Source organism: Streptomyces sp. NPDC047974 (genome assembly GCF_040653375.1).
Lineage (GTDB): Bacteria > Actinomycetota > Actinomycetes > Streptomycetales > Streptomycetaceae > Streptomyces.
In genome coordinates, this window is sequence record NZ_JBEZNU010000014.1 from 92,601 (window position 1) to 117,504 (window position 24,904).

Genomic DNA, 24,904 nt, shown 5'->3' on the forward strand with positions numbered 1-24,904 from the left:
CGCAGCGTGGCCGGATCAGCCCGTCTTGTATACGTACGTTTGAGCGTTTACGGGACGGGCTAGGTTCGCCACATGGCTTCCGTACTCGTGGCATCCAACCGAGGCCCCGTCTCGTACACGCTCGGTGACGACGGCACGCTCTCCTCCCGCAGGGGCGGCGGCGGCCTCGTCTCCGGCCTGAGCGCCGTGGACTCCCAGGACGGCCTGTGGGTGTGCGCGGCGCTCGGCGACGGCGACCGCGAGGCCGTCCGGCGCGGCGTCGCCGAGCCCGGGGTGCGGATGCTGGACATCGACCCGGAGGTGTACGCCGACGCCTACAACGGCATCGCGAACTCGGTGCTGTGGTTCCTCCACCACCACCTGTACGACATCCCCCGCGAGCCCGTCTTCGACGCCGCCTTCCGCCGCCGCTGGGACTCCTACCGCGCCTACAACCGCGCCTTCGCCGAGGCGCTGGCCGCCGAGGCGGCCGAGGGCGCGGCGGTCCTGGTGCAGGACTACCACCTGGCGCTCGTCCCCGGGATGCTGCGCGAGCTCCGCCCCGACCTCAGGATCGGTCACTTCACGCACACGCCGTGGGTGTCGCCGGAGTACCTGCGGATGGTGCCGGACGACATCGTCGAGGAGCTGCTGTGGGGCATGCTCGGCGCGGACGAGCTCGGTTTCCACACCTGGGGATGGGCGTCCTCCTTCATCGGCTGCTTCCAGCAGCGCGAGGACGGGACCGGCTACGCCCAGGGCGTGTGGCCGAGCGGCGACCCCTGGTACGGCGTGGAGTGGCGCCGGTACGGCACCGGGAAGGGCCGGACCCGCGTCCGGGTGTACGCGCTCGGCGTCGACGGCGACGAGCTGCGGGCCCTCGCCCACCGCCCCCAGGTCGACGAACGCCTGGCCAGGCTCCGCGAGGAGATCGGGGACCGGAAGACCATCGTCCGCGTCGACCGCACCGAACTGTCGAAGAACATCCTGCGCGGCCTGATGGCCTACCGGGAGCTGCTGACCGAGCACCCCGAGTGGCACGACAGGGTCGTCCACCTGGCCTCCGCCTACCCCTCCCGGCAGGACCTGGAGTCGTACCGCGCCTACACGGCGTCCGTCGTCGCCCTCGCCGAGGAGATCAACGCCGAGTTCGGCACGGACGGCTGGCAGCCGGTCCTGGTCTCCGTCGAGGACGACTTCACCCGCTCCCTCGCCGCGTACCGGCTCGCCGACGTGGCCCTGGTCAACCCGGTCCGGGACGGCATGAACCTGGTGGCGAAGGAGATACCCGTGGTCTCGGACGCGGGCTGCGCCCTGGTCCTGTCGACCGGCGCCGGCGCCCACCGCGAGCTGGGGAACGACGCCCTCACCGTCGACCCCTTCGACGTCTCCGCCACCGCCGACGCGCTCCACGCGGCCCTCACCATGCCGGCCGAGGAGCGCGCCGCGCGCACCGGGCGCCTCGCCGAGGCCGCCACCGCCCTCCCCCCGCAGCGCTGGTTCCTCGACCAGCTGGAGGCCCTGCGGACCACCTCGGACTGAATCCGACCCCCTTCCCGCTCCCTCCCAACCCCCTTCCCTCTCCCTTCCAACTCCCTTCCAACTCCCTTCCGCCTCCCGGCCGTTGTGGACCCGGCGCACCCCCTCCCCCTAGCCTGCTCCCGGGGCGAGGCGGGATCACCACGAGGCGGATCCGCACGAAGGGGGAGGCGCGGTGGCGGAGCAGCGAGCGGGCGGGGTGCGGCCGGGCGACCGGATCGGCCCGTACACCGTCCTCACCGAACTGGCCGGCGGCGGGATGGGCCGGGTGTACGTGGCCCGGTCGCCCGGCGGGCGGACGGTGGCCGTGAAGACCCTGCTCGGCGCCGCCGACGGCGGGACCATCGCCCCCGAGGACCGGCGCCGCTTCGCCCGCGAGGCGGCGCTCGCCCAGCGGGTGCACGGCCCCTTCACCGCCGGGATCGTCGGCGCGGACGCCGACGCCGAGGTCCCCTGGATGGCCACCGAGTACATCCCGGCCCCGTCGCTGCACGAACTCGTCGCGGGCCAGGGCCCGTTGCCGCCGGAGTCACTGGCGTGGATCGCCGCCGGCACGGCCGAGGCGCTCACCGACATCCACGCCGCCGGGCTCGTCCACCGGGACGTGAAGCCGTCGAACATCCTGCTGCCCGAGGAGGGCCCCCGGGTGATCGACTTCGGCATCTCGCAGGCCGCCGACCTCACCCGTACCGGCAACGCCCTGGGCACCATCCCCTTCGCCGCCCCCGAGCAGGCGCGCGGCGAGCCGACCACCCCCGCGTCCGACGTCTTCTCGCTCGGCGCCACCTTCTTCTTCCTGCTCACCGGGCGCAGCCCCTACCGGGGCATGGGCCACGGCACGGCGATGGAACAGCTGGTCCGGGCCGCCGAGGCCGACCTCGACCTGCGCGGACTGCCGGCCGACGCGGCCGGGCTCGTCCTCCCCTGCCTCGCCGTCGCCCCCGCCGACCGTCCGGCCCCCGGCGCCCTGCTCGACCTCGTCGAACCGGTCCTCGCCGCCCGGCCGCAGGCGCACGGCGCCGCCGACTGGCTGCCCGACGACTGGTCCCGCGCCATCGAACGCCACCGGGTCCGCCGCACCCAGGAGGCCGGCGCGGCGGGCCGCCGGTACGCCACCGACGCCGGCACCGCGCGGGCCCCCCGGCCCGCCCCGAACCGCACCCGCCGCCTCCCCCGCCCCGCGCCCGCCCGCGCCCGCCGCCTCACCCCGGTCACGACCACGCTCGCCGTCGCGCTGGCCGCCGGCGCCGCCGCCACCGTCTACGCCCTGCTTCCCGACGACCCCGGACTCTCCCCCGTACGCCAGGACCTGCGGCTGGCCCTGGTGGAGGAGACGGCGGCCGGGGAGTGCACGGACGCGATGGCGCCGCCGACGTTCTACGACGAGAAGACGAAGACGTGCTTCCGCGTCTCGACCCGGGACGCGGAACGCATGAGCGTGAAACAACTCCGCAAGGCGGAGTCCGTCCTGGACCCGTCGACGGGCAGCCCCATGGTCGACGTGACCTTCCAGGACGCCGACGGCACACGCTTCACGGCCCTCACCGAACTGGCCTCGAAGCGCGAGGCCCCGAGGAACCAGATCGCGATCCTCCTGGGCGACCGCCTGATCAGCGCCCCCTCGGTCTCCGCGCCCATCCCCGGCAACGAGATCCAGATCTCCGGCGGCTTCACCAGGAGCGAGGCGGACGCCCTGGCCGTGGAACTGGGCGGCTGACGCTCAGCGTGCGGAGGTGCCCTCCCGCCGCTCCCGCCCCCACGCGGCGAGCGGCTCCAGCGCGTCGTTCAGCCGGAGACCGTCCTTGGTGAGCCCGTACTCGACCCGCGGCGGCACCTCGTCGTACGAGACGCGGCGCACGATCCCGTCCGCCTCCATCTCCCGCAGGTGGGAGGAGAGCACCTTCTCGGTGATCCCCGGCACCATCCGCCGCAGCTCCCCGAACCGCCGCTCGGGCCCCTCGCGGAGCGCCCAGAGGATCAGCACCTTCCACTTCCCGCCGATCACCTCCATGGTGGTGTCGATCCCGCACACATGCCCGTCGTCGTCCACAGGCCGATTCACCGTCGTCATGCCGCATCCTCCTGACCTGCTCGCTCACCTCAGGGTAACCACCCACTCCGAAGTGGGTACTTGAGCAGGTCAGAGCCCTGCCGCAGCCTTGAGGGCATGACAGCGAACGCATCCGCCGAAACCCCCGTCACCCTCCTCGGCCTCGGCGCCATGGGCACCGCCCTCGCCCGCACCTGGCTCGCCGCCGGCCACCCGCTCACCGTCTGGAACCGCACCGCCGCCCGGGCCGAACCCCTGGTGGCCGAGGGCGCGAAGGTCGCGGACGGCGCGGCCGAGGCGGTGGCGGCGAGCACCCTCGTCATCGTCTGCCTCCTCGACGACGCCTCGGTGGCGGCCGCCCTCGACGGCATCGACCTGACCGGCAAGGACCTGGTCAACCTCACCACCACGACTCCCGCCGAGGCCCGGGCCCGCGCCGCGTGGGCCGAGGAGCGCGGCGCGCGCTACCTGGACGGCGGCATCATGGCCGTCCCGCCGATGATCGGGATCCCGGAGGCCGGCGGCTACGTCTTCTACAGCGGCTCGCGGGAGCTGTTCGAGCTCCACCGCGAGTCCCTGGCCGTGCCGGTCGGCACCACCTACGTCGGCGAGGACGCGGGCTTCGCGGCCCTGCACGACGTGGCCCTGCTCAGCGCCATGTACGGGATGTTCGCCGGGGTCACGCACGCCTTCGCCCTGATCCGGCGGGAGAACATCGACCCGGTCGCGTTCGCCCCGCTGCTCGTGAACTGGATCCAGGCGATGGTCGACCCGTCGGTCGAGCAGACCGCCCGCCAGCTGGTGAGCGGCGACCTCACCACGGACGTGGTCTCCAACCTGGCGATGCAGGTGGCCGGCACGAAGACCCTGCTCGCCACCGCCGAGGAGCAGGGCGTCAGCGCGGAACTGATCCAGCCGCAGTTCGCCCTGATGCGCCGCCTCCTCGCCACCAGCACCGGCGAGGAGGACCTGACGGGCACGGTGGACCTGCTCCTGCGGTGACCCGGATCCCCGGGGTCGGACGAGCGACGGCAGCACGCTGCGTTCCCAGTCCCCGAGCCGGAAGGCCATGGCGGACGGCCCACGCCGCCCCTCGGTCGAGCCGCCGTGGGGGAGGTACTCGGTGGGAGCGATGCAGCCCTCACCGGGCGCCAGTCGGATCCCGACACATCGCACGCGACGGCCGGAGGCCACGTACGCGCGGCAGTCGTCCGTGTGCGGATACCGCCGTCGGCAGGAGTCCGGGGGGTTGCCGGGGGCCACGTGTCGGACGACCGGTCGGCTCTCCCGCCTCCGTGGTCGCTTGTCTTGGGCTGAGGTCGAAGCGGCCCGGGGCGACGGCGGCAAGAGGCCGTGACGCGACGTCCCTCCGGTATTTCGGTTCCGTTAATCGGTGACGACCCCTCCTCGGGGAGGGGTGTCCCGTGGCACACTCGCGGCGATCGTTCCCCCAGGCGATCCGTTTTCCCCCAGAGGCAAGCGGAAGGATCGCAAGAAACGTGAAGAAGATTGTCGTGGGCATGACCCTCGGGTCGGCGCTCACCGCACTCCTCGCCGCGGGGCTCACCCCCGCCGCCGCGCAGGAGGCCCGGGACACGGTGCAGGCCGGCGCGAAGGCCCAGCGGGCCGACAACCGGCCCGGACCGCTCACCAAGCAGCGCACCGAGCTGCGCGAGAAGGCGATCGACCTGGTCGCCAAGGGCAAGGCCAAGGCGAACGCCCGGGGCGTCGTCGAGGTCGCGCCGGGGAAGTTCGCCGAGACCGAGACCACCACCGCCGTACGGCAGGAGAAGATCCTCACGATCCTCTCCGAGTTCGGCGACCAGGGGTCCGGGAAGCTCGGCACCACCCCCGGGCCGCTGCACAACCAGATAGCCCGGCCGGACCGGGCGACGGACAACTCCAACGCCTGGACGGCCGACTTCGACAAGGCCTACTACGAGAACCTCTTCAACGGCCCGGGCGAGTCGATGAAGACGTACTACGAGAAGCTGTCGAACGGCGCTTACTCCGTCTCCAACGTCGTCGAGGACTGGGTCAGGGTCCCCGGCAACGCCTCCACCTACGGAGACAACTCCGTGGAGGACAAAGGCGGTTCGTGGGCGTTCATCCAGGACACCGGCAACGCCTGGTGGGACGCGCAGCTCGCGGCCGGCAAGACGCCCGCCGAGATCGACGCGTACCTCGCCCAGTTCGACGTCTGGGACCGCAACGACTGGGACCACGACGGGAACTTCGACGAGGCCGACGGCTACATCGACCACTTCCAGGCCGTCCACGCCGGCATGGGCGAGGACGCCGGCGGCGGCGCCCAGGGCGAGGACGCCATCTGGTCCCACCGGTGGTACGTCAACGGCGACGACTACGGGCTCACCGGGCCCGACGTCGCCGGTACGCAGAACAAGGCCGGCGGCGCCCGCATCGGGCAGTCCAAGTACTGGCTCGGCGACTACACCACCGAGGGCGAGAACGGCGGACTCGGCGTCTTCTGCCACGAGTTCGGCCACGACCTCGGACTGCCGGACTACTACGACACCGACGGCGGCGAGAACTCCACCGCCTTCTGGACCCTGATGAGCTCCGGCTCCTGGCTCGGCCACGGCGACGCCGCGAACGCCGGCATCGGCACCCACCCGGGTCTGATGGGCGCCGAGGAGAAGCTCTTCCTCGGCTGGCTCGACCACGTCGACGCGCCGCTCGGCTCCGACGGCGCCTACACGCTGAGCCCGGCCGCCCTCCAGGAGGCGGGCAAGGCGCAGGCCGTCCGCGTCGCGCTTCCCGACAAGGCCGCCTCCACCACCTACGCCACCCCGTCCTCCGGCGCGCACGCCTGGTGGACCGGCTCGGCGGACGGCCTCAACCAGGCCCTCACCCGCTCCGTCCCGGCCGCCCCGCGCGTCACCGTGAAGGCGAGCGCCTGGTACGAGATCGAGGCGGACTTCGACTACCTCTTCGCCGAGTACTCCCTCGACGGCGGCGCCACCTGGGCCCGCGCCGGCGAGGCCGTCGACGGCTCCTCGGCCGGCAAGTGGACGACCCTGCGGTTCTCCTACGACGCCGCCGGGCAGCCCTCGCTCTTCCGCTTCCGCTACCAGACCGACGGCGGCGTGCACCTCGCCGGCGCCTTCCTGGACGACATCAGCCTGTCCAGCGGCGGTACGGCCCTGGTGACGGACGACGTCGAGCAGGGCGCGAACGGCTGGACCGCACAGGGCCGCTGGAAGGTCTCCACCGGCACCGAGTCCGCCACCTACGCGCAGTACTACCTGGTGGAGAACCGCGAGTACGTCGGCGCCGACGCGCTCCTCGCCGAGGGCCCGTACCAGTTCAGCAAGCCGCTGACCGCCCCCGACTGGGTCGAGTACTTCCGCTACCAGAACGGCATGCTCGTCTGGTACGTCGACCGGTCCTTCGACGACAACAACGTCAGCAACCACCCCGGCGGCGGCTCCGCCATGGCCGTCGACGCCCGCCCGACGCCGTTCAGGTACGCCAACGGCGCCGCGCCCAGCAACCGCCGCCAGCCCTTCGACGCCACCTTCGGCCTGGAGGCCACCGACGCCACCTGCCTCCACACCGAGGTCCTGGCCGGCAAGGGCAAGCAGCAGACCGTCGAGACCCTCGCCGCCTGCGCGCCGTCGGTCCCGGGCATCCCGGTCTTCGACGACACCGACCCGAACGCCTACTACGACACCTCGGCGCCGCAGGCCAGCGTCAAGGTCGCCGGACACGGTGTGAAGGTCACCGTCACCGGCGACGCCGGCGACGACCTGACGATCACCGTGGCCAACCCGGCCGCGCACTGACCGACCCGCACGTCCCCCGGGGGCGGTGCGGCGGGACGCTCAGTCCCGCCGCACCGCCCTCGCCAGTTCCCCGAGGAACGCGACGACGCCCGACGGGCCGTCGACGGACAGGTCCGCGCGGTCGGCGAGCTCCGGGACCTCGGTGGAACCGGAGCAGACGAGAAGGCCCGGCAGGCCGTCGCCGCGGAGCTTCTCCACGGCGGCGAAGGCCGGCAGGTCGCCCAGGTCGTCGCCCGCGTACAGGACGGAACCCGCGCCCTTCTCGCGTACGAACTCCGCGAGCGCCACGCCCTTGTCCATGCCGGGGGGCCGCAGCTCCAGGACGAGCCGGCCCGGCTCCAGGACCAGGCCGTGCGCGGCGGCCAGCCCGCCGAGCGGGCCCTTCAGCGCCGCGAAGGCGCCTTCGGGGTCCCGGGCGCGGCGGGTGTGGACGGCGACCGCGCGGCCCTTCTCCTCGATCCAGACGCCCAGCCAGGCGCCGTGCCGGTCGAGGAAGCCGGGGAGCTCGGCGCGGACGGTGGCGACGCCGGGGTGCGGGGCGGCGGCCGTGACGGTGCCGGTGGCGGCGTCCCAGCGTTCGGCGCCGTAGTGGCCGAGGACGGTGAGGTGCTCCAGGCCCGGCACTCCGGCGAGGCCGCCGTGGCGGACGGCGACGCCCGCCGGGCGGCCGGTGACGATGACGACGGCGGCCAGGTGCGGGGCGAGGGCGGCGAGGGCGGGGACGGTGCCGGGGTGGGCGCGGGCCCGCTCGGGGTCGGGGACGATCTCGGCGAGCGTCCCGTCGAAGTCGAGGGCGACGACGGCCTCGGAGGGACGCGCGAGGAGCGCGTCCAGGCCGTCGCGGCCGGAGGGTGTGGCCGGGTGCGGAAGGCTGCTGACCATACGGCCGACCCTACCGACGCCTCCGCCCGGCGTCAGCGTGGCCGGACTCACCTCCCCGGACGGGTTTACCCCCGCCGCCCCACCGCCGGAGGTTCACCCCCGCCGCCTCGGCGCCGACGCCCCACCGCCGACGCCTCAGCGCCGCCGCTGCTTCTCCTCCCGGACCCGGCGCAGCCGGTTGACCGTGACCGGGTCGTGGGCGAGGGCGCGCGGGTCGTCGAGGAGGGCGTTGAGGAGCTGGTAGTAGCGGGTCGGCGAGAGGCCGAGCCCCTCACGCACCGCCCGCTCCTTGGCGCCGGGCCCGGGCCAGGACCGCCGCTCGACGGCGAGCACGGCCCGCTCCCGCTCCCCCAGCTCGGCGGGATCGGTGTCGGGCACGTGCTCTTCGGTCATAGGACCAACCTATATACGGCGGACGACCGACGACGGGCCGGTCACTCCGCCGCCTCCGCGGTCGTCGCCGTGCGGGCGATGGCGCCGAGGACGTCGGCGGGGCGGCCGGCGGGGGTGACGGCCCGGCCGATGTCCTGCTTGATGGTCTCGCTGACCTTGGCCCAGGAGGTCTTGCCGACGGGCGGCAGCTGGGCGGTGGGCAGGGCCTTCAGGAACTCGCGGAGGCCCGCGTGCTCGGTCCCGGACTCCATGCGGGTGGAGGCGCTGACGGTGACGGGCAGCAGGTCGTTGTCGCCGGCGAACTTCAGGACGTTCTCGTCGCTGAAGACGAAGTCGAGGAAGGCGCCGATCTCCTTGCGGTGACCGTTCTGCTTGAAGCCCATGATCCAGTCGGCGACGCCCATGGAGACCTTGGCGGGGCCGTCGACGCCAGGCAGCGGGATCTGGCCGACCTTGACGCCCTGTTTGGCGGCCTCCTGGAGGAGGGAGGGGTGGCCGTTGAGCATGCCGACCTCGCCCTGCGCGAAGGCGGCGAAGGCGGCCTTGCGGTTGAGCTTGCCGGGGGCGACGGGGCCGGTGAGGCCCTGGCCGACCAGCTCGTCCTTGAGCCAGGTGAAGGTGGCGATGTTCGCCTCGGAGGCGATGGCGTACCGGTCGGAGTCGTCGGTCCAGCCGCCCCCGCCGGCGAACAGCCACATCAGGGACTCGGCCTGCGCCTCCTCCGGGCCGAGGGGGAGGGCGAAGGGGGTGCGGACGCCCTCCTTCTTGAGCTTCTTCGCGGCGGCGGCGAGCTCGGCCCAGGTGGTGGGGGGCTCGACGCCGGCCTTCTCGAAGAGGTCGGCGTTGTAGAAGAGCGGGCGGGTGGAGGCGACGAACGGCAGGCCGTACTGGGTGCGGTCGTTCTCGCCGGCCTCGGCGAGCGCCGGGACGAAGTTGGCCTGCACGGGGATGGTGAGGAGGTCGTCGGCCGAGTAGAGCTGCCCGGCGGCCGCGTAGTCGGCGTAGGCGCCGATCTGGGCGACGTCGGGGGCCTGCCCGGCCTTCACCATCTCGGCGACCTTGCGGTCGACGTCGTCCCAGGACTCGACCTGCACCTGGACCTTGATCCCGGGGTGGCTCGCCTGGAAGGCGGCGACGAGGTCGTCCCAGTACTTCCGGGTGGTGTTGCCGCCGGTGAGGTCGTAGTCGGCGGCGACCAGGCGCAGGGTCACATCGCCGCCGTCCCCGCCGAGGGTGCCGCAGCCGGCGACCGTGGCGGTCAGGCCCAGGGCGGCGGCGGCCGCGGTCAGTCCAAGGAATCGTCGCCGCTCCACGGCTTCATCCACCTTTTGCTCGTCATTGAGCAGCAGTGAGCTGCACATTCACAGGGTTGGGGGGCGAAAGTCTCCCCCAGTCTCGAACTAGAGGTCTACACCAGTCGGGTATCACTTCCGCAACTCCGGAGGGACCTTCGCCACAAACCCCCCACACCACCGGCCCGAATTTGTATCCGAGCGCAACAATCCTCGGCAGTGGACTAGACCTTTAGGGCGGTCTCGCGCGAGACTGTCCCCGTGAGACACGTCATCGCCCTCGATGTGGGCGGCACCGGCATGAAGGCCGCCCTCGTCGGGGCGGACGGCACCCTGCTCCACGAGGCCCGCCGCGCCACCGGGCGCGACCGCGGCGCGGAAGCCGTCGTCGAGACGATCCTCGCCTTCGCCGAGGACCTCCGCGCCCTCGGCGAGGAGCGGTACGGGGAGCCCGCCGCGGCCGCCGGAGTCGCCGTCCCCGGCATCGTCGACGCCGACCGCGGCATCGCCGTCTACGCCGCCAACCTCGGCTGGCGCGACGTGCCCCTGCGCGCCCTCCTCAGCGAACGCCTCGGCGGCCTCCCCGTCGCCCTCGGCCACGACGTGCGCACCGGCGGCCTCGCCGAGGGCCGCATCGGCGCCGGCCACGGCGCCGACCGCTTCCTCTTCGTGCCCCTCGGCACCGGCATCGCCGGCGCCATCGGCATCGGCGACCGCATCGAGGCCGGCGCCCACGGCTACGCCGGCGAGATCGGCCACATCGTCGTCCGCCCCGGCGGCACCGACTGCGGCTGCGGCCAGCGCGGCTGCCTGGAGCGGTACGCCTCCGCCTCCGCCGTCTCCCTCGCCTGGGCCGCGGCCTCCGGCGACCCCCGGGCGGACGCCGCCGACTGCGCCAAGGCGGTCGAGTCCGGCGACCCCGTCGCCGTACGCGTCTGGCAGGAGGCCGTCGACGCCCTCGCCGACGGGCTGGTGACCGCCCTCACCCTGCTGGACCCCCGCACGCTCATCATCGGTGGCGGTCTCGCCGAGGCCGGGGAAACCTTGTTCACACCCCTTCGGGCCGCCGTGGAGGAGCGCGTGACCTTCCAGAAGCTGCCCGTCATCGTCCCGGCGGCCCTCGGGGACACCGCCGGATGCCTGGGCGCGGGGCTCCTCGCCTGGGACCTGCTCGCCGACCAGCGCACCACCGACCCGGAGGTTTCCGCCTGATGTCCGATCAGTCCGATCACAAGGTTCTCGCCGGCGCACGCGTCGTGCTGCCCACCGGGATCGTCGAGAACGGGCGCGTGATCGTCGACGGCGGCCGCATCGCGGGCGCGGCACCCGAGGACGCCGAGGTCCTCGACCTCGGCGGCCACTGGCTGGTGCCCGGCTTCGTCGACATGCACAACCACGGCGGCGGCGGCGCCTCCTTCACCTCCGGCACCGTCGACGAGGTCCTCAAGGGCGTCCACACCCACCGGCTGCACGGCACCACCACCGTCGTCGCCTCCTTCGTCACCGGCGACATGGACTTCCTCACCGCCCGGGCCGGACTGCTCTCCGAGCTCGCCGAGCAGGGCGAGATCGCCGGCCTCCACTTCGAGGGCCCGTTCATCTCCCCCTGCCGCAAGGGCGCCCACGACGAGACCCTGCTGCGCGACCCGCACCCGGCCGAGGTCCTCAAGCTGATCGACGCCGCCCGCGGCCAGGCCAAGATGGTCACCCTCGCCACCGAGCTGCCCGGCGGCCTCGACTCCGTACGCCTCCTCGCCGAGCACGGCGTCATCGCGGCCATCGGCCACACCGACGCCAGCTACGAGCAGACCGTCCAGGCCATCGACGCCGGCGCCACCGTCGCCACCCACCTGTACAACGCGATGCCCGGCCTCGGTCACCGCGCGCCCGGCCCGATCGCCGCGCTCCTGGAGGACGAGCGGATCACCGTCGAGCTCATCAACGACGGCACCCACCTCCACCCGGCCGCCCTGGAGCTCGCCTTCCACCACGCGGGCCCCGAGCGCGTCGCCTTCATCACCGACGCCATGGACGCGGCGGGCTTCGGCGACGGCCGCTACATGCTCGGCCCGCTGGAGGTCGAGGTGAAGGACAGCGTGGCCCGCCTCGTCGAGGGCGGCTCCATCGCCGGCTCCACCCTCACCCTGGACCGCGCCTTCAAGCGCGCCGCCACCGTCGACCGGCTCCCCGTCGAGTCCGTCGTCCAGGCCATCTCCGCCAACCCGGCCCGCCTCCTCGGCGTCTACGACCGGGTCGGTTCCCTGGAGCCGGGCAAGGACGCCGACATGGTCGTCCTCGACGCCGCGTTCGACGTGAAGGGCGTCATGCGCAAGGGCGAGTGGATCGTCGCGCCGCAGGGCATCCCCACCCGCGTGCCGCAGCGGGCCTGACGGACACCTGACAGACCACCCGGCAAGCCCCCCGACAGACCACCTGATCAGGCCGAAAGGGGACGGTAACCGGCCCAGGGGCTGGGCCGATCGCCGTCCCTTTGGCATGATCGCGGCTGTCTCCGCAGGTCTTACCGGAAGTACGGGGGGTGGACAGGTGATCCTCACGGTCACCCTCAACACGGCGCTGGACGTCACCTACCGCGTCCCGGCCCTCGTCCCGCACACCAGCCACCGGGTCACGGACCACGCCGAACGGCCCGGCGGCAAGGGCGTCAACGTGGCCCGGGTGCTGGCCGCGCTCGGCCACGAGACGGTCGTCACCGGCTTCGCCGGCGGCCCCACCGGGGACCGGCTGCGCGCACTGCTCGCGCCCGTCCCCCGCCTCACCGACGCCCTGGTGACCGTCGCGGCGACGACCCGCCGCACCCTCGCCGTCGTCGACGCCGCCGCCGGGGACACCACCCAGTTCAACGAGGCCGGCGCCGCCGTCACCGCCGAGGAGTGGACCGCCTTCCGCGCCCGGTACGCGGAGCTGCTGCCCGGCGCCGCGGCCGTCGCCCTCTGCGGCAGCCTCCCGCCCGGCGTCCACGTCGGCGCCTACGCCGAACTGATCCGCACGGCCCGCGCGGCCGGCGTCCCGGTCCTCCTGGACACCTCGGGGGAACCGCTGCGCCGCGGCATCGCCGCCCGCCCCGACCTGGTGAAGCCCAACGCCGACGAGCTCGCCGGCCTCACCGGCTCCCGCGACCCGCGCCGCGCCACCCAGGACGCCCGCCGCAGGGGCGCCCACGCCGTCGTCACCTCGCTCGGCCCCGACGGCCTCCTCGCCGCCACCCCGGACGGCCTCTGGCAGGCGACGCCCCCGGCCCCGGTCCACGGCAACCCGACGGGAGCCGGCGACTCGGTGGTCGCCGCCCTCCTGGCCGGCCTGGTCACCGACGCCCCCTGGCCCGACCGCCTGGCCCACGCGACCGCCCTCGCGGCGGCCACGGTCGCCGCCCCGGTGGCCGGCGAGTACGACCCGGAGGTCTACACCGACCTGCTGCCGAAGATCGGCGTCACGACGGCTTCGGCGGGGTGACCTCCAGCCAGTCGAGCAGCACGTCGCACTGGTTGCCGGCCTCGCACGAGATCTTGATCTCGTTGTCGCCCTTCTGGAGCTCGACCGGCGCCCAGGTGGTCTGCCAGTTCTTCTCCAGGTTCGGGTCCGTGGAGTGGATGAAGTTCTTCAGGCCGATGGGCTGCGTGTTCGGCTTGCCGTTGATCGTCAGCGTGGCGTTGGCGTCGACCGCGGGGATCGCGTACCGGACCGTGAGCGAGTAGTTGCCGCCCTCGGGCATGTTCGCCTTCCAGGTGACCGAGGACCCCGGGGCGTTGAAGCCGGCCACGTAGGCGCCGTCGGCGCCCTCGGCGCCCTTGACGTCCTTCGCGAGGATGGCGCTGCCGCCGAGCGTGAGCGTCGCCGCGTCCTGCTTGGGCAGGGCGGCCTTCGTCGGCTCGGTGGTCGGCTCGGTGGAGGAGCTGGGCTCCTCGCTGGGCGTGACCGGGGCCGAGGCCGTCGGGGTGCCGCCGGCCGTCGGGTCCGTCTCGTCGCCCAGGTTGCCGATGATCGCCGCGCTGATGCCGGCGATCACGACCGCGACGACCGCGACCGCGCCGATCAGCAGGCCCTTGGTGTTGGGGCCGCGGCCCCGCTGGGGCGGCATCGGGGCCTGGCGGGTCCGCTCGTTGCCGGGATACGTCTCCGGCGCCGCGTACTGCGGATGCGGCTGGCCGTACGGCGCCTGCTGCTGCGGCGGCACGTAGGGCTGGGCCGGCGGCTGGCCGTACTGGCGCTCGCCGACCGTCCTGACCTGGTTGTACGAGGTGCGCGGCACACCGGGCTGCGCGGGTGCGGGACCCGGGTAGCCGTAACCGCCGCCCTGCGGGGCGCGTCCCGCCGCCTGCCCGTCGGCGTACAGATAGCCGAACGGATCGTCGTCCTCGGGCTTGTTCGCGCCGTCGTTACCGGCAGCCATCCGGGTCATCCTCTCCATGCTCGCCAGCCGTCGCCGACCCGGCGAGCCTACCCCGAACGAATGAAGTCCCCGTGCCGGGAACGATCATCCGGCCCGGCGGTGCACCTTGGCACGGGACCGTTTCTCCACGTACATCCGCTGGTCGGCGGAGTTCAGGACCTCTTCGACGGTCATCCCGCATTCGGCCCAGCCGATGCCGAAACTGGCCCCGACCCGCACCGCCCGGCCGTCCACCCGGATGGGCGGGATGATCGCGTTCCGCAGCCGGACGGCGAGGTCGGCGGCGTCGACCGAGCCGAGTCCGTCGGCGAGGACGACGAACTCGTCACCGCCCAGACGGGCGACCGTGTCACCGTCCCTGACGCCGGTGGTGAGCCGGCGCGCCACCTCGATGAGGACGGCGTCGCCGGTGTGGTGCCCGAAGCGGTCGTTGATCGACTTGAAGCCGTCGAGGTCGCAGAAGAGGACGGCGAGCCCCTTGGTGCCGTCGTCGACGTCGCCGCCGGTCGGCGCGACCATGTGCACGTGGTGGTCGTACGCCCCGCCGCCGGCCGGTTCGAAGCCGAAGCCGTGCTCGTGCTCGTGGCCGTACTCGTACCCGCCGTCGTAGCCCCCTTCGTACCCGCCCTCGTACGCCTCGTGGCCGCCGCCCTCGTAGGCGACGGGCAGCGGGTCGGGGCCGGGGCCCTGGTAGGCGTCGGCGTGCGCGGGGCGCTCGCAGAGCCGGGCGGAGAGCCGGGAGCGCAGCTCGGCGCTGTTGGGCAGGCCGGTGAGGGCGTCGTGGGAGGCCCGGTGGGCGAGCTGGAGCTCGTGCCGCTTGCGCTCCTCGATGTCCTCGACGTGGGTGAGGAGGAAGCGGGGCCCGTCGGCGGTGTCGGCGACCACCGAGTTCCGCAGCGAGACCCAGACGTAGGTGCCGTCGCGCCGGCCGAGCCGCAGTTCGGCGCGGCCGCCCTCGGCGGAGGTGCGGAGCAGGGTGCCGATGTCCTCGGGGTGGACGAGGTCGGCGAAGGAGTAGCGGCGCATCACGGAGGCGGGGCGGCCGAGGAGCCGGCAGAGCGCGTCGTTGGTGCGCAGCAGCCGGCCGTGCTGGTCGCCGCCGAGCTCGGCGATGGCCATGCCGGAGGGGGCGTACTCGAAGGCCTGCCGGAAGGACTCCTCGCTGGCGCGCAGGGCCTGCTGCTCGCGCTCCAGCCGGATGAGGGCGCGCTGCATGTTGGAGCGGAGCCGGGCGTTGCTGATCGCGATGGCGGACTGGGAGGCGTACATCTGGAGGGCTTCCTGCCCCCAGGGTCCGGGGTGCCGGCCGTTGCGCGGGCGGTCGACGGATATGACGCCGAGCAGTTCCCGGCCGGCGCCCGCGGGTCCCCCCGGCTGGGCGGAGCGGGCTCCGGGCGCGTACATGGGGGCGTACAGCCGGTCGTGGGGGTGCCACTCGTCCTCGAAGCGGGGCGCGGGGCCGTCGGTGTGCCACTGCGGCACGTCGTCGTCCATCAGGACCCAGCCCTCGGTGTGCGGGATGAACCGCAGGTCGCCCCAGGGGACGGACATGGCGAGCCGGCGCTCCCAGGCTTCGCGGGAGCCGACGCGGCCGGTGATGAGGGCCTCGGCGGCGGGGTCTCCGGCGAAGGCGGCGACGACCAGGTCACCGTCGGGCCGGACCAGGTTCACGCAGGCCAGCTGGTAGTTGAGGCCGGCGACGACGCCGTCGGCGACGGTCTGCAGGGTGTCCGCGAGGCTGCGGGCGGTGTTCAGGTCCGCCACGACCTGATGCAGCTGCCGCAGGGTCGAGAGACGGACGTAAGGCTCCGACTCGGTCTCCATCGCTCGCTCTCCCCGAGACCTCGACAGCAACTCCAGGGTTCTCATCGGCTTCGTGCTGTACTGTCCCCGCCACTGAATCACAGCGAGCTGCGCACCCGGTACACAGGGTCAGCAAATACTGCCCTCTGTGACTCAAGTCACAGATGCCTCCGGGGTCTGGCACCTGCCGGGGTCCTAGGACCCTTGCCGGGCGCCGCTCTGGTCCCCCGGCCCGATGCGGTCGGCGCACGCCCCGCCATAGCGTGCCGGTGTGCTGCAGAAGACCCCGCCCTCGCCGCCCGTCACCGACCTCGCCATCCCTCATGCTGAGGGGGTGAGCGACGACGAGTTCCGGGCGGCCATGTCCCGCCTCGCGGCCGGAGTGGTCCTGGTGACCGCGCACGACCCCGACGACGGCCCGCGCGGCGAGGACGTCGGCATGACCGCCACCGCCTTCCTCTCCGTCTCGCTGGACCCGCCGCTCGTCCTGGTGAGCCTGCGCAACGGCTCCCGGATGGACGACCTCCTGGAGGAGGTCCCGGTCTGGGCGGTGTCGGTCCTCGCCGAGGACCAGCGGCAGGTCGCCGGCCGCTTCTCGATGAAGGGCCGCGTCTCGGACCGGCTGCTCTTCGCCGACCTGCCGTCCACACGCGGCGCGGAGAGCGGGGCGCCGCTGCTCGACGGGGCGCTCGCCACCCTGGAGTGCCGCACGGAGAGCCGGGTGGTCGCGGGCGACCACACCCTCGTCGTCGGCCGCGTCCTCTCGGTCGGCCTGCCCGCGCCGGACGGCGAGCCCCTCACCTACTTCCGGGGCCGCTACCGCCACCTGGGCTGAGCGCCCGGGCGGACGGCCGGGCCATCGGCGCCCGGCCGGGCCCGTCAGCCCCAGCCGCGGCCCTGCCGGCCGCGCTTCGTCTCGGCGCGCTGCTTCTTCTCCCGCAGCCGGCGCTCGTTGATGCCCCGGGGGATCTTCGTCGCGCGGCGCGGCTTCGGCGGCGGGGCGGTCGCCTCGGCGAGGAGCGCGGCGAGCCGGACGGCCGCCGTCTCGCGGTTGCGCCACTGGGAGCGGTGCTCCGAGGCCCGTACGGTCAGCACGCCGTCCACGAGCCGGGTGGCGAGCCGTTCCAGGGCGCGGGCCTTCCACACCTCGGGCAGAGCCTGCGTCGCGGCGAGGTCGAAGAGCAGCTCGACGCGCGAGTCGGACGTGTTGACGTGCTGGCCGCCGGGACCCGAGGAGCGCGAGAAACGCCACTGGAGCTCGGCCTCGGGCAGCGAGACGGAGCCGCGGATCTGATACGGACCTGACATGCCTCCCATGTTCCCCGGGACGGGCACGGACCGTCATCCTGTTTTCGCCGGCGGGAACCGTGGAAGGCCTCACAGCGTTTCTCCGGACGAAGACAGCGTGTGAACCACGATGAAAGGGACTTCCATGGCAGTCAGCCTCACCAAGGGCGGCAACGTCTCCCTCACCAAGGAGGCGCCGGGTCTGACCGCCGTCACCGTGGGCCTCGGCTGGGACGTCCGCACGACGACCGGCACCGACTTCGACCTCGACGCCTCCGCCATCGGCGTCGACCCCGCCGGCAAGGTGGCCTCGGACGCCCACTTCGTCTTCTTCAACAACAAGTCCACCCCGGACCAGACCATCGTCCACACGGGTGACAACCGCACGGGTGAGGGCGGTGGCGACGACGAGCAGATCAACGTCAACCTCGCGGGCCTCCCGGCGACCGTCGACAAGATCGTCTTCCCGGTCTCCATCTACGACGCGGTCTCCCGCTCGCAGAACTTCGGCCAGGTGCGCAACGCGTACATCCGCATCGTGAACCAGGCCGGCGGCGCCGAGATCGCCCGCTACGACCTCTCCGAGGACGCCGCCACCGAGACCGCCATGGTCTTCGGCGAGCTGTACCGCAACGGCGCCGAGTGGAAGTTCCGCGCCGTCGGCCAGGGCTACGCCTCCGGCCTGGAGGGCATCGCCCGCGACTTCGGCGTGAACCTCTGACACACGGCTCCCCGAGCCACCGGGCCCCGGCCGGGTTTCGACCCGCCGGGGCCCTACCCTTGCCCCGTGATCGTCGAGACCCTCGCGCCCAAGGCCCTGGAGGACGGCGTCGCGCTGCCCGGGCCGCTGCTCACCGAACTCACCGCGCTGTACGCCTCGGACCGCGCGTTCCAGCAGCTCAGCGGTGACTTCCCGGACCCGGACGCGATCCGCCCCGAGCAGGTCGCGGCCGCCCTCGCCGACGAACTCGCCGAGCCCTCCGCCGAGGTCCTCCTGGCCCGCTCCGAGGGCCGCCTCGTCGCCGTCGCCGTGACGCTCGGCCACCACCCCGACCCGGCCGACCCCGACCCCTGGCTGGGCCTCCTCATGGTCCACGCGGACGAGCGGCGCGCCGGCTTCGGCCGCCGCCTCGCCCGGCACGTCGAGGACGCCTTCCGCGCCGGGGGCCGCACGGGCCTCAAGCTCGCCGTCCTGGAGAACAACCCGGAGGCCCTCGCCTTCTGGACCGCCCTGGGGTACGAGGAGACCGCCCGCCGCCCGGACCTGGCGCACGGCCGCCCGTGCGTGGTCCTGCGGAAGTCCCTGGGCTAGGGCTTCTCCGGCCGTCCGTCGCCGAACAGCCAGACGTCCCACACCCCGTCCAGGTCCCGGCCGGCGACCGACTCCGCGTAGGCCGTGAAGTCCGCCGTGGACGCGTTGGCGTGCCGGTACTTCGCGGCCCAGCCGCGCAGCAGCTCGTCGAAGACGCGGTCGCCGGCGGTCTCGCGGAGCTTGTGGAGGACCATCGCGCCGCGCTGGTAGACGGGCGGGTCGAAGAGGTTCTCGGCGGTGGGGGGATCGGCGGGCGGGAAGGCCCAGTTGGCGTCCTCGGCGAAGGCCGCCGCGAAGCTGTCGGCGGCGGGCACGGAGCCGTACTCCTCCGCGTACAGCCACTCGGCGTACGTGGCGAAGCCCTCGTTGAGCCAGATGTCCTGCCAGGACGCGGGGGTGACGGAGTTCCCGAACCACTGGTGGGCCAGTTCGTGCACGAGCGTCGTGCGGTCGAAGGAGCCGGCGGGGAAGACGGGCCGGGTCTGCGTCTCCAGGGCGTAGCCGAGGGACCCGTCGGCGGTGACGACGGCGCCGGCGGCGGAGAAGGGGTAGGGGCCGAAGCGGTCCCGCTGGCGGGCGAGGATCGTGGGGAGTTCGGCGCGGAGTCCGGCCGTCGCGGAGACGAGCGCGGGCTCGACGGCGGTGACCACCGGGACCTCGCCGAGCGCCGTGCCGGTGGTGGTCTCGTACCGGCCGATCATCACCGTCGCGAGGTAGCTCGCCATCGGCTCCGACTGGCGCCAGACCGTGCGGGTGCGGCCGCCGGAGACGGGCTCGGCGGAGACGCGGACGCCGTTGGAGAGCGCCGCGAGCCGGCTCGGGGCGGTCAGCGCGATCTCGTACGCCGCCTTGTCGGAGGGGTGGTGGTTGCCGGGGAACCAGGTCATGGAGCCGGCCGGTTCGCCGACCGCGACGGCCCCGCCGGCGCTCCTCAGCCAGCCCTCCGTCGACCCGTCGGGGTCGGTGAGCGCCTCGGGCACCCCCGCGTACTCGACCGTGACGGTGAACTCCCGTCCGCTCGGCAGCTCGTCGCGCGGACGGAGCGTCAGCTCGGTCCCGGCGCGGTTGACGGCGGCGGGCTCGCCGTCGACGGTCGCGCCCGCCACGGTCAGCCCGGACAGGTCGAGGTTGAACGCGGAGAGGTCCTGGGTGGCGCGGGCGGTGATCCGCGCGGTGCCGTCGAGCCGGCCGGTGTCCGGGTCGTAGGCGAGGTCGAGGGCGTAGTGGCCGACGTCGTAGCCGCCGTTGCCGAGCTTGGCGAAGTACGGGTCGCGCAGCCCGGACGTGCCGGGCGTGCCCCGCACCCCGCCGGTCTCCGGCGAGCAGCCGGCGAGGAGGCCGCCGAGCACGGCGAGGGCCGCCGCCAGGGAGGCGGCGGCCCGGGGGGACCGTCCGGCCCGACGGGTCTGGATCACGGTACGGATCGCGGCACGGATCACGGTACGAATCCTAGACAAGCCGGGCAGAGGGTGAGGGCGTCCGTCGGGGGGAATCGGACGCCCTCACCGGTACGGGGGGGGCTCCGCCTACTTCGCGAGCTCGGCGACACCGGCGCGGGCGAACTTCTCGTCCAGGTCGCCGGAGGGGGCGCCGGCGACGCCGATGCCGGCGATCGGGCCGCCGTTGGCGGTGACCGGGGCGCCGCCGCCGAGGAAGAGGGTGCCCGGGATGTCCTTCAGGTTCGGGGCCTGCTCCAGGCGCTTGACCAGCTCGGAGGTGGGGGCGTTCCAGGAGACGGCGGTGAACGCCTTCTTCACGGCCGACTCGTAGGACTGCGGGCCGGCGCCGTCGCCGCGCAGGGTGACGATGGTGTTGCCGTTGCGGTCGACGACGGCCACGGAGACGCGCTGGTTCTCCTTCTCGGCGGCGTCGAGGACGGCCTCGGCGGCGTCGGTGGCGGCCTCGATGGTGAGGTGGTCGGTCTGGAACAGGTTGTCGCTGCCCGCGTCGGCCTTGACGACGGCGGCGGGGGCGGCGGCCGGGGCGGAGGCGTTGGCGGCGACGGCGCCGAAGGTGCCGGCGGCCAGGACGGCGGCGACGGTGGTGCCGAGGACGAGCTTCTTCTTCATGGTGGGCTCCCGGGGAGGTCGTGTGGAGGAGGGCGGCGCTTCGTTCGCTCTGCCTCCATCCTGGGTCCGGCACCGGCCCCGTACGGTCGACGGTCCGGCTGCCCTCGCGGCGCGCACCGGACGATGCCGGGGTCAGCCGATCGGCTGATGCCCGTGTGGTCCTCGCGGGTCAGCATGGATACGTACACCCAGGTCAGCGCGGCCCCGCGAGGCGCGCCACCGAGGACAGCCCGCGAAGGAGGCGAGACGGTGGACCGGACCGGCCGACACGCACGGCACACCCAGGACCCGGCACCCGCCCCGCACGGGCAGGCCCCGCACGGGCGAGCACCGTACGGCCGGGCACCCCACGGCCAGGCCCCGCGCGGTCAGGCCCCGCGTGGTCAGGCCCCGCGTGGTCAGGCCCCGCGCGGCGGGCAGCCGCACGACCCGGACGCCGGGTGGCTGGCGCGCGTCATGCACGTCGCGTTCTTCCTGCTGCTCGGCGCCTCCCTGGTCCGCTTCCTCATCCGCCACGAGTGGGAGGACCGCGGCCTCTGGATCGTCGCGCTCTCCGTCGCGCTCGCCGCGCTCTACCTCCTCGGCCCGGTCCTCGGCAGCCGCGCCACCCCCGGCCGGATCGCCTGGCTGTGCACGGTCGTCGCCGTCTGGGTGGTCCTCGTCGTCCTCGCGCCCAGCTTCGCCTGGTGCGCGGTCCCGCTCTTCTACACCGGCCTGCGGACCCTCCCGGCGCGGGCCGCCCTCGTCCTCGTCACCCTCCTCACCGCCTTCGTCGTCTTCGCGCAGGTGCAGCTCTCGCACGGCGGCTGGGACCCGAACCTGATCGTGGCCCCGCCGGCCGTCGCCGCCATCGCCACCGGCGTCTTCGTCCACGCCGACCGGCAGGCGGCCCGGCAGCGCGCCCTCATCGACGACCTGATCCGCACCCGCCGCGAACTCGCCGCGATCGAGCGGCGCGAGGGCACCCTCGCCGAGCGGCAGCGGCTCTCCATGGAGATCCACGACACCCTCGCCCAGGGCCTGTCCAGCCAGCAGATGCTGCTCCAGGCCGCCGACCGCACCTGGGACAGCGACCCGTCGACCGCCCGCCGGCACGTCCGCACCGCCGAGTCGATCGCCGAGCGGAACCTCGCCGAGGCCCGCCGCTTCGTCCACGACCTGGCCCCCGCCGACCTCGCCGAGGGCGGCGGCCTGGAGCAGGCGCTGCGCGGGCTCGCGGAGCGCGAGTCGGCCGCCTTCCGGGTCGACGGCACGCCGGTGCCGCTGCCGGACCGGGCCCAGTCGGCGCTCCTGCGGATCGCGCAGGGCGCGCTCGCCAACATCCGGGAGCACGCCGGCGCGACCTCCGCCGCCCTCACCCTCACCTACCTCGACGACCAGGTCGTCCTGGACGTCGCCGACGACGGCAGCGGCTTCGACCCGTCGGCCGCCCGCGACGGCGGCGGCGTCCGCGGCCACGGCCTGCCCGCGATGCGGGTCAGGGCCCAGCAGCTGGGCGGCACGCTTACGGTGGAGTCGGCCCCCGGCGAGGGCACGGTGCTCTCCGCCGCGATCCCCCTCACCCTCTGACGGAAGGCAGGCCCGTGACCGTACGCATCCTCCTCTGCGACGACCACGTCGTCGTCCGCGCCGGACTGCTCGCCCTCCTCGGCTCCACCCCCGACATCGAGGTCGTCGGGGAGGCCGGCAGCGGCGAGGAGGCCGTCGCGATGGCCGCGAAGCTGAAGCCGGACGTGGTCCTGATGGACCTCCAGCTCGGCGCCGGCATCGACGGCGTGGAGGCGACCCGGCGGATCGCGCCCACCGGCGTCCACGTCCTCGTCCTCACCACGTACGACACCGACGCCGACATCACCCGGGCCATCGAGGCGGGCGCCACCGGCTACCTCCTGAAGGCCGAGCGGCCCGAGGAGCTGTTCGCCGCGATCCACTCCGCCGCCCAGGGGCGCACGGCGCTCTCCCCGCCGGTCGCGAGCCGGGTCATGGACCGGATGCGCGGCGCCGCGGGCCCCTCGCTCACCGACCGGGAGCGCGACATCCTCGGCCAGCTGGCGCACGGCCTCGGCAACAAGGAGATCGCCCGCGCGCTCTTCATCAGCGAGGCCACCGTCAAGACCCACCTGGGCCGGATCTACGCGAAGCTCGGCGTCGACACGCGGGCCGGCGCCGTGGCGGTCGCGAAGGAGCAGCGCCTGCTCCCCTGAGCCCCCCGGGGCTGCTACCGTGCGCTGTCGTTCCACTGCACAGTGTCATGTTCTCCTCGGGAGCGCACGTGAAGATCGCCGTCGTCGGTGGCGGGCCCGCCGGCCTGTACCTCTCGATCCTGCTCAAGCGCCAGGACCCGTCGCACGAGATCGCCGTGTACGAGCGGAACGCGGCCGGCTCCACCTACGGCTGGGGCGTCACCTACTGGGCCGGGCTCCTCGACAAGCTGCGGGCGGGCGACCCCGAGTCCGCCGCGGCCGTCGCCGAGGCCTCGGTGACGTGGACCGACGGCCTCGCGATCGTCCGCGACGAGCGGACCGTGCACCGCGGCGACGCCGGCTTCGGCATCGGCCGCCGCCGGATGCTCGGGCTCCTCGCGGACCGGGCCGCCGAGCTCGGCGTGGAGGTCGCGTACGAGCACCCGATCGCCGGCCCGGACGCGCCGGAGCTGGCCGACGCGGACCTGGTCGTCGCGGCCGACGGCGTGCACAGCGTCCTGCGCGAGGCCCACGCCGACCACTACGGCACCGCCTTCGCCACCGGCCGCAACCCGTACATCTGGCTGGGCACCAGCAAGGTGTTCGACTCCTTCAGCTTCGCCTTCAAGGAGACCGGACACGGCTGGATCTGGTGCTACGCCTACGGATTCAGCGGCGAGCGCTCCACCTGCGTCGTCGAGTGCGCCCCCGGCACCTGGACCGGCCTCGGCCTGGACACCATGCCCGAGGGCGACTGCCTGGCGCTCCTGGAGAAGCTCTTCCACGACCTCCTCGACGGGCACGAGCTGATCGGCCGCGACCGGGGCGCCGACCCCGCGCAGTGGCTCCGCTTCCGCACCCTGACCACCCGCGCCTGGCACCACGGCCGGACCGTCCTCCTCGGCGACGCCGCCCACACCACCCACTACTCGATCGGCGCCGGCACCACCCTCGCCCTGGAGGACGCCCTCGCCCTCGCGACCGCCCTCCGCACCCACCCGGACGACCTCGACACCGCCCTCGCCGCCTACGGGAAGCGGCGCCGCGCCGAACTCGTCTCCGCCCAGAGCGCGGCCCGCCTGAGCGCCCAGTGGTACGAGAACCTGCCCCGCTACATGGGCCTGGAGCCGGACCGGATGTTCGCCCTCCTCGGCCAGCGCCACTCCCCCCTCCTTCCGTACGTCCCCCCGCAGCTCTACTACCGCCTCGACCGCGCCGCCGGCAGCCTGGAGCCCCTGCGCCGCCTCAAGCGCTGGCTCGGCCCGCGGCTGGCCCGGGCGACCCACCGCGTCTGACCCCGGGCCCGGGGACATCGGGCCCCGGGACATCGGGCCCGGGGACATCGGGCCCGGGGACGCCGGGCCCGGGGACGTGACACCATCAGGGCGTGCTCGACATCGGCTACTCCCTCTCCCGGCGCTTCCCCGATCCCCCGCAGACCGACTACCGGCGGGCGGACGTGCACGCGCTGCGGCACGACCTCTTCTGCGGGGACGTCTACCTCGCGGACACCAAGGAGGACCGGGAGGTGTCCACGGCCTGGGGATGGGTGCCGGTCCTCGACTTCGCGTGGGCGCTCTGCGACATCGTCGAACAGCTCGACCGCGACCCGCAGGGCAGCCGCGCCTCCCGCCCCCAGTACGCCGAACTGGACTTCACCGAGTCCTCGGACCGGATGCTCTTCGAGCGCCGCTTCGGCTGGGTCGACGTCGAGGCCGACTGGATGCCCGGCGACGAACGCCCGCTCACCTTCTCCCACACCGAACTCCGCCGCGAGGCCCGCGACTTCCTCCACGACCTGATCGCCGACCTCACCGACATGCACGAGGGCCTCGCCGACAACCCGGCCGTCTGGGACCTCCAGGCCCGCTTCCCCCGCCTGAAGTAGCCCCCGCGTC

At 73.7% G+C, this 24,904-nt stretch carries 23 protein-coding genes; 14 read left to right on the forward strand and 9 right to left on the reverse strand.

Going from position 1 to position 24,904, the window contains the following annotated elements; genetic code table 11:
* Positions 1–72: 72 nt before the first annotated feature.
* Together AB0E19_RS20965 and AB0E19_RS20970 are read left to right on the forward strand one after the other, a co-directional pair.
* Positions 73–1,521: a trehalose-6-phosphate synthase gene (locus AB0E19_RS20965; protein ID WP_362182139.1), complete on the forward strand. Its 1,449-nt coding sequence runs from the start codon at positions 73–75 to the stop codon at positions 1,519–1,521.
* A 172-nt stretch (positions 1,522–1,693) separates the two neighbouring features.
* Positions 1,694–3,235: a protein kinase gene (locus AB0E19_RS20970; RefSeq protein WP_362182143.1), complete on the forward strand. Its 1,542-nt coding sequence runs from the start codon at positions 1,694–1,696 to the stop codon at positions 3,233–3,235.
* 3 nt (positions 3,236–3,238) lie between these two features.
* Here AB0E19_RS20970 and AB0E19_RS20975 read toward each other — a convergent pair whose 3' ends face one another.
* Positions 3,239–3,589, reverse strand: coding sequence for a helix-turn-helix domain-containing protein (locus tag AB0E19_RS20975; protein ID WP_362182146.1), 351 nt, complete (start codon positions 3,587–3,589; stop codon positions 3,239–3,241).
* A 96-nt stretch (positions 3,590–3,685) separates the two neighbouring features.
* On the opposite strand from AB0E19_RS20975, the gene AB0E19_RS20980 reads away from it, so the two are divergent.
* Both AB0E19_RS20980 and AB0E19_RS20985 read left to right on the forward strand, forming a co-directional pair.
* Positions 3,686–4,570: an NAD(P)-binding domain-containing protein gene (locus AB0E19_RS20980; protein WP_362182149.1), complete on the forward strand. Its 885-nt coding sequence runs from the start codon at positions 3,686–3,688 to the stop codon at positions 4,568–4,570.
* A gap of 497 nt (positions 4,571–5,067) precedes the next feature.
* On the forward strand, positions 5,068–7,374 hold the full coding sequence (locus tag AB0E19_RS20985) for an immune inhibitor A domain-containing protein (protein WP_362182152.1): 2,307 nt from the start codon (positions 5,068–5,070) through the stop codon (positions 7,372–7,374).
* A 39-nt stretch (positions 7,375–7,413) separates the two neighbouring features.
* On the opposite strand, the gene otsB is transcribed toward AB0E19_RS20985, so the two are convergent.
* The 3 genes from otsB to AB0E19_RS21000 form a co-directional block, all read right to left on the reverse strand.
* Positions 7,414–8,256: a trehalose-phosphatase gene (otsB, locus tag AB0E19_RS20990; RefSeq protein ID WP_362182155.1), complete on the reverse strand. Its 843-nt coding sequence runs from the start codon at positions 8,254–8,256 to the stop codon at positions 7,414–7,416.
* Between the two features lie 135 nt (positions 8,257–8,391).
* Positions 8,392–8,649 carry a DUF3263 domain-containing protein gene (locus AB0E19_RS20995; RefSeq protein WP_169087864.1) on the reverse strand — a complete coding sequence of 86 codons (258 nt, stop codon included), beginning with the start codon at positions 8,647–8,649 and terminating at the stop codon, positions 8,392–8,394.
* 41 nt (positions 8,650–8,690) lie between these two features.
* Positions 8,691–9,974, reverse strand: a complete 1,284-nt coding sequence (locus AB0E19_RS21000; RefSeq protein ID WP_362182159.1) for an extracellular solute-binding protein — start codon at positions 9,972–9,974, stop codon at positions 8,691–8,693.
* A 228-nt stretch (positions 9,975–10,202) separates the two neighbouring features.
* On the opposite strand from AB0E19_RS21000, the gene AB0E19_RS21005 reads away from it, so the two are divergent.
* The 3 genes from AB0E19_RS21005 (at position 10,203) to AB0E19_RS21015 (ending at position 13,415) form a co-directional block, all read left to right on the forward strand.
* Positions 10,203–11,153 (forward strand): ROK family protein, encoded by a 951-nt coding sequence (locus AB0E19_RS21005; RefSeq protein ID WP_362182162.1) that lies wholly within the window; start codon positions 10,203–10,205, stop codon positions 11,151–11,153.
* Positions 11,153–12,331, forward strand: coding sequence for an N-acetylglucosamine-6-phosphate deacetylase (gene nagA, locus AB0E19_RS21010; RefSeq protein ID WP_362182165.1), 1,179 nt, complete (start codon positions 11,153–11,155; stop codon positions 12,329–12,331). Before AB0E19_RS21005 ends, nagA begins: the two co-directional genes overlap by 1 nt.
* 157 nt (positions 12,332–12,488) lie before the next feature.
* Positions 12,489–13,415: a 1-phosphofructokinase family hexose kinase gene (locus AB0E19_RS21015; protein ID WP_362182168.1), complete on the forward strand. Its 927-nt coding sequence runs from the start codon at positions 12,489–12,491 to the stop codon at positions 13,413–13,415.
* On the opposite strand, the gene AB0E19_RS21020 is transcribed toward AB0E19_RS21015, so the two are convergent.
* Together AB0E19_RS21020 and cdgB are read right to left on the reverse strand one after the other, a co-directional pair.
* Entirely contained in the window at positions 13,393–14,352 is a 960-nt protein-coding gene (locus AB0E19_RS21020) for a CBM35 domain-containing protein (RefSeq protein ID WP_362182171.1), read from the reverse strand. The genes AB0E19_RS21015 and AB0E19_RS21020 overlap by 23 nt on opposite strands.
* An 84-nt stretch (positions 14,353–14,436) precedes the next feature.
* Entirely contained in the window at positions 14,437–16,176 is a 1,740-nt protein-coding gene (gene cdgB, locus AB0E19_RS21025; RefSeq protein ID WP_362182174.1) for a diguanylate cyclase CdgB, read from the reverse strand.
* A 250-nt stretch (positions 16,177–16,426) separates the two neighbouring features.
* Between cdgB and AB0E19_RS21030 the strand changes: the two genes are divergently transcribed.
* Entirely contained in the window at positions 16,427–16,990 is a 564-nt protein-coding gene (locus AB0E19_RS21030) for a flavin reductase family protein (protein ID WP_362182177.1), read from the forward strand.
* 44 nt (positions 16,991–17,034) lie between these two features.
* On the opposite strand, the gene arfB is transcribed toward AB0E19_RS21030, so the two are convergent.
* Positions 17,035–17,472, reverse strand: a complete 438-nt coding sequence (gene arfB, locus AB0E19_RS21035) for an alternative ribosome rescue aminoacyl-tRNA hydrolase ArfB (RefSeq protein ID WP_362182452.1) — start codon at positions 17,470–17,472, stop codon at positions 17,035–17,037.
* Between the two features lie 115 nt (positions 17,473–17,587).
* Between arfB and AB0E19_RS21040 the strand changes: the two genes are divergently transcribed.
* Both AB0E19_RS21040 and AB0E19_RS21045 read left to right on the forward strand, forming a co-directional pair.
* The gene (locus AB0E19_RS21040; RefSeq protein ID WP_362182180.1) at positions 17,588–18,163 is read left to right on the forward strand and encodes a TerD family protein; all 576 of its coding nucleotides are present in this window, start codon (positions 17,588–17,590) and stop codon (positions 18,161–18,163) included.
* A gap of 66 nt (positions 18,164–18,229) precedes the next feature.
* The gene (locus AB0E19_RS21045; protein WP_362182183.1) at positions 18,230–18,754 is read left to right on the forward strand and encodes a GNAT family N-acetyltransferase; all 525 of its coding nucleotides are present in this window, start codon (positions 18,230–18,232) and stop codon (positions 18,752–18,754) included.
* Here AB0E19_RS21045 and AB0E19_RS21050 read toward each other — a convergent pair.
* Both AB0E19_RS21050 and AB0E19_RS21055 read right to left on the reverse strand, forming a co-directional pair.
* On the reverse strand, positions 18,751–20,169 hold the full coding sequence (locus AB0E19_RS21050) for a M1 family metallopeptidase (protein WP_362182456.1): 1,419 nt from the start codon (positions 20,167–20,169) through the stop codon (positions 18,751–18,753). The two genes, AB0E19_RS21045 and AB0E19_RS21050, sit on opposite strands and share 4 nt — an antisense overlap.
* 111 nt (positions 20,170–20,280) lie before the next feature.
* Complete coding sequence (locus AB0E19_RS21055; protein ID WP_362182186.1) at positions 20,281–20,823, reverse strand: heme-binding protein; 543 nt, start codon at positions 20,821–20,823, stop codon at positions 20,281–20,283.
* A gap of 456 nt (positions 20,824–21,279) precedes the next feature.
* Here AB0E19_RS21055 and AB0E19_RS21060 point away from each other — a divergent pair, with 456 nt between their 5' ends.
* From AB0E19_RS21060 to AB0E19_RS21075, 4 genes are all read left to right on the forward strand, one after another.
* Entirely contained in the window at positions 21,280–22,392 is a 1,113-nt protein-coding gene (locus tag AB0E19_RS21060) for a sensor histidine kinase (protein WP_362182189.1), read from the forward strand.
* 14 nt (positions 22,393–22,406) lie between these two features.
* A complete protein-coding gene (locus AB0E19_RS21065) occupies positions 22,407–23,027 on the forward strand; it encodes a response regulator transcription factor (protein ID WP_030495583.1) in 621 nt (206 codons plus the stop codon).
* A 68-nt stretch (positions 23,028–23,095) separates the two neighbouring features.
* Positions 23,096–24,301: an FAD-dependent monooxygenase gene (locus tag AB0E19_RS21070; protein WP_362182194.1), complete on the forward strand. Its 1,206-nt coding sequence runs from the start codon at positions 23,096–23,098 to the stop codon at positions 24,299–24,301.
* 92 nt (positions 24,302–24,393) lie between these two features.
* On the forward strand, positions 24,394–24,894 hold the full coding sequence (locus AB0E19_RS21075) for a hypothetical protein (protein WP_362182197.1): 501 nt from the start codon (positions 24,394–24,396) through the stop codon (positions 24,892–24,894).
* The last annotated feature ends 10 nt before the right edge of the window (positions 24,895–24,904 follow it).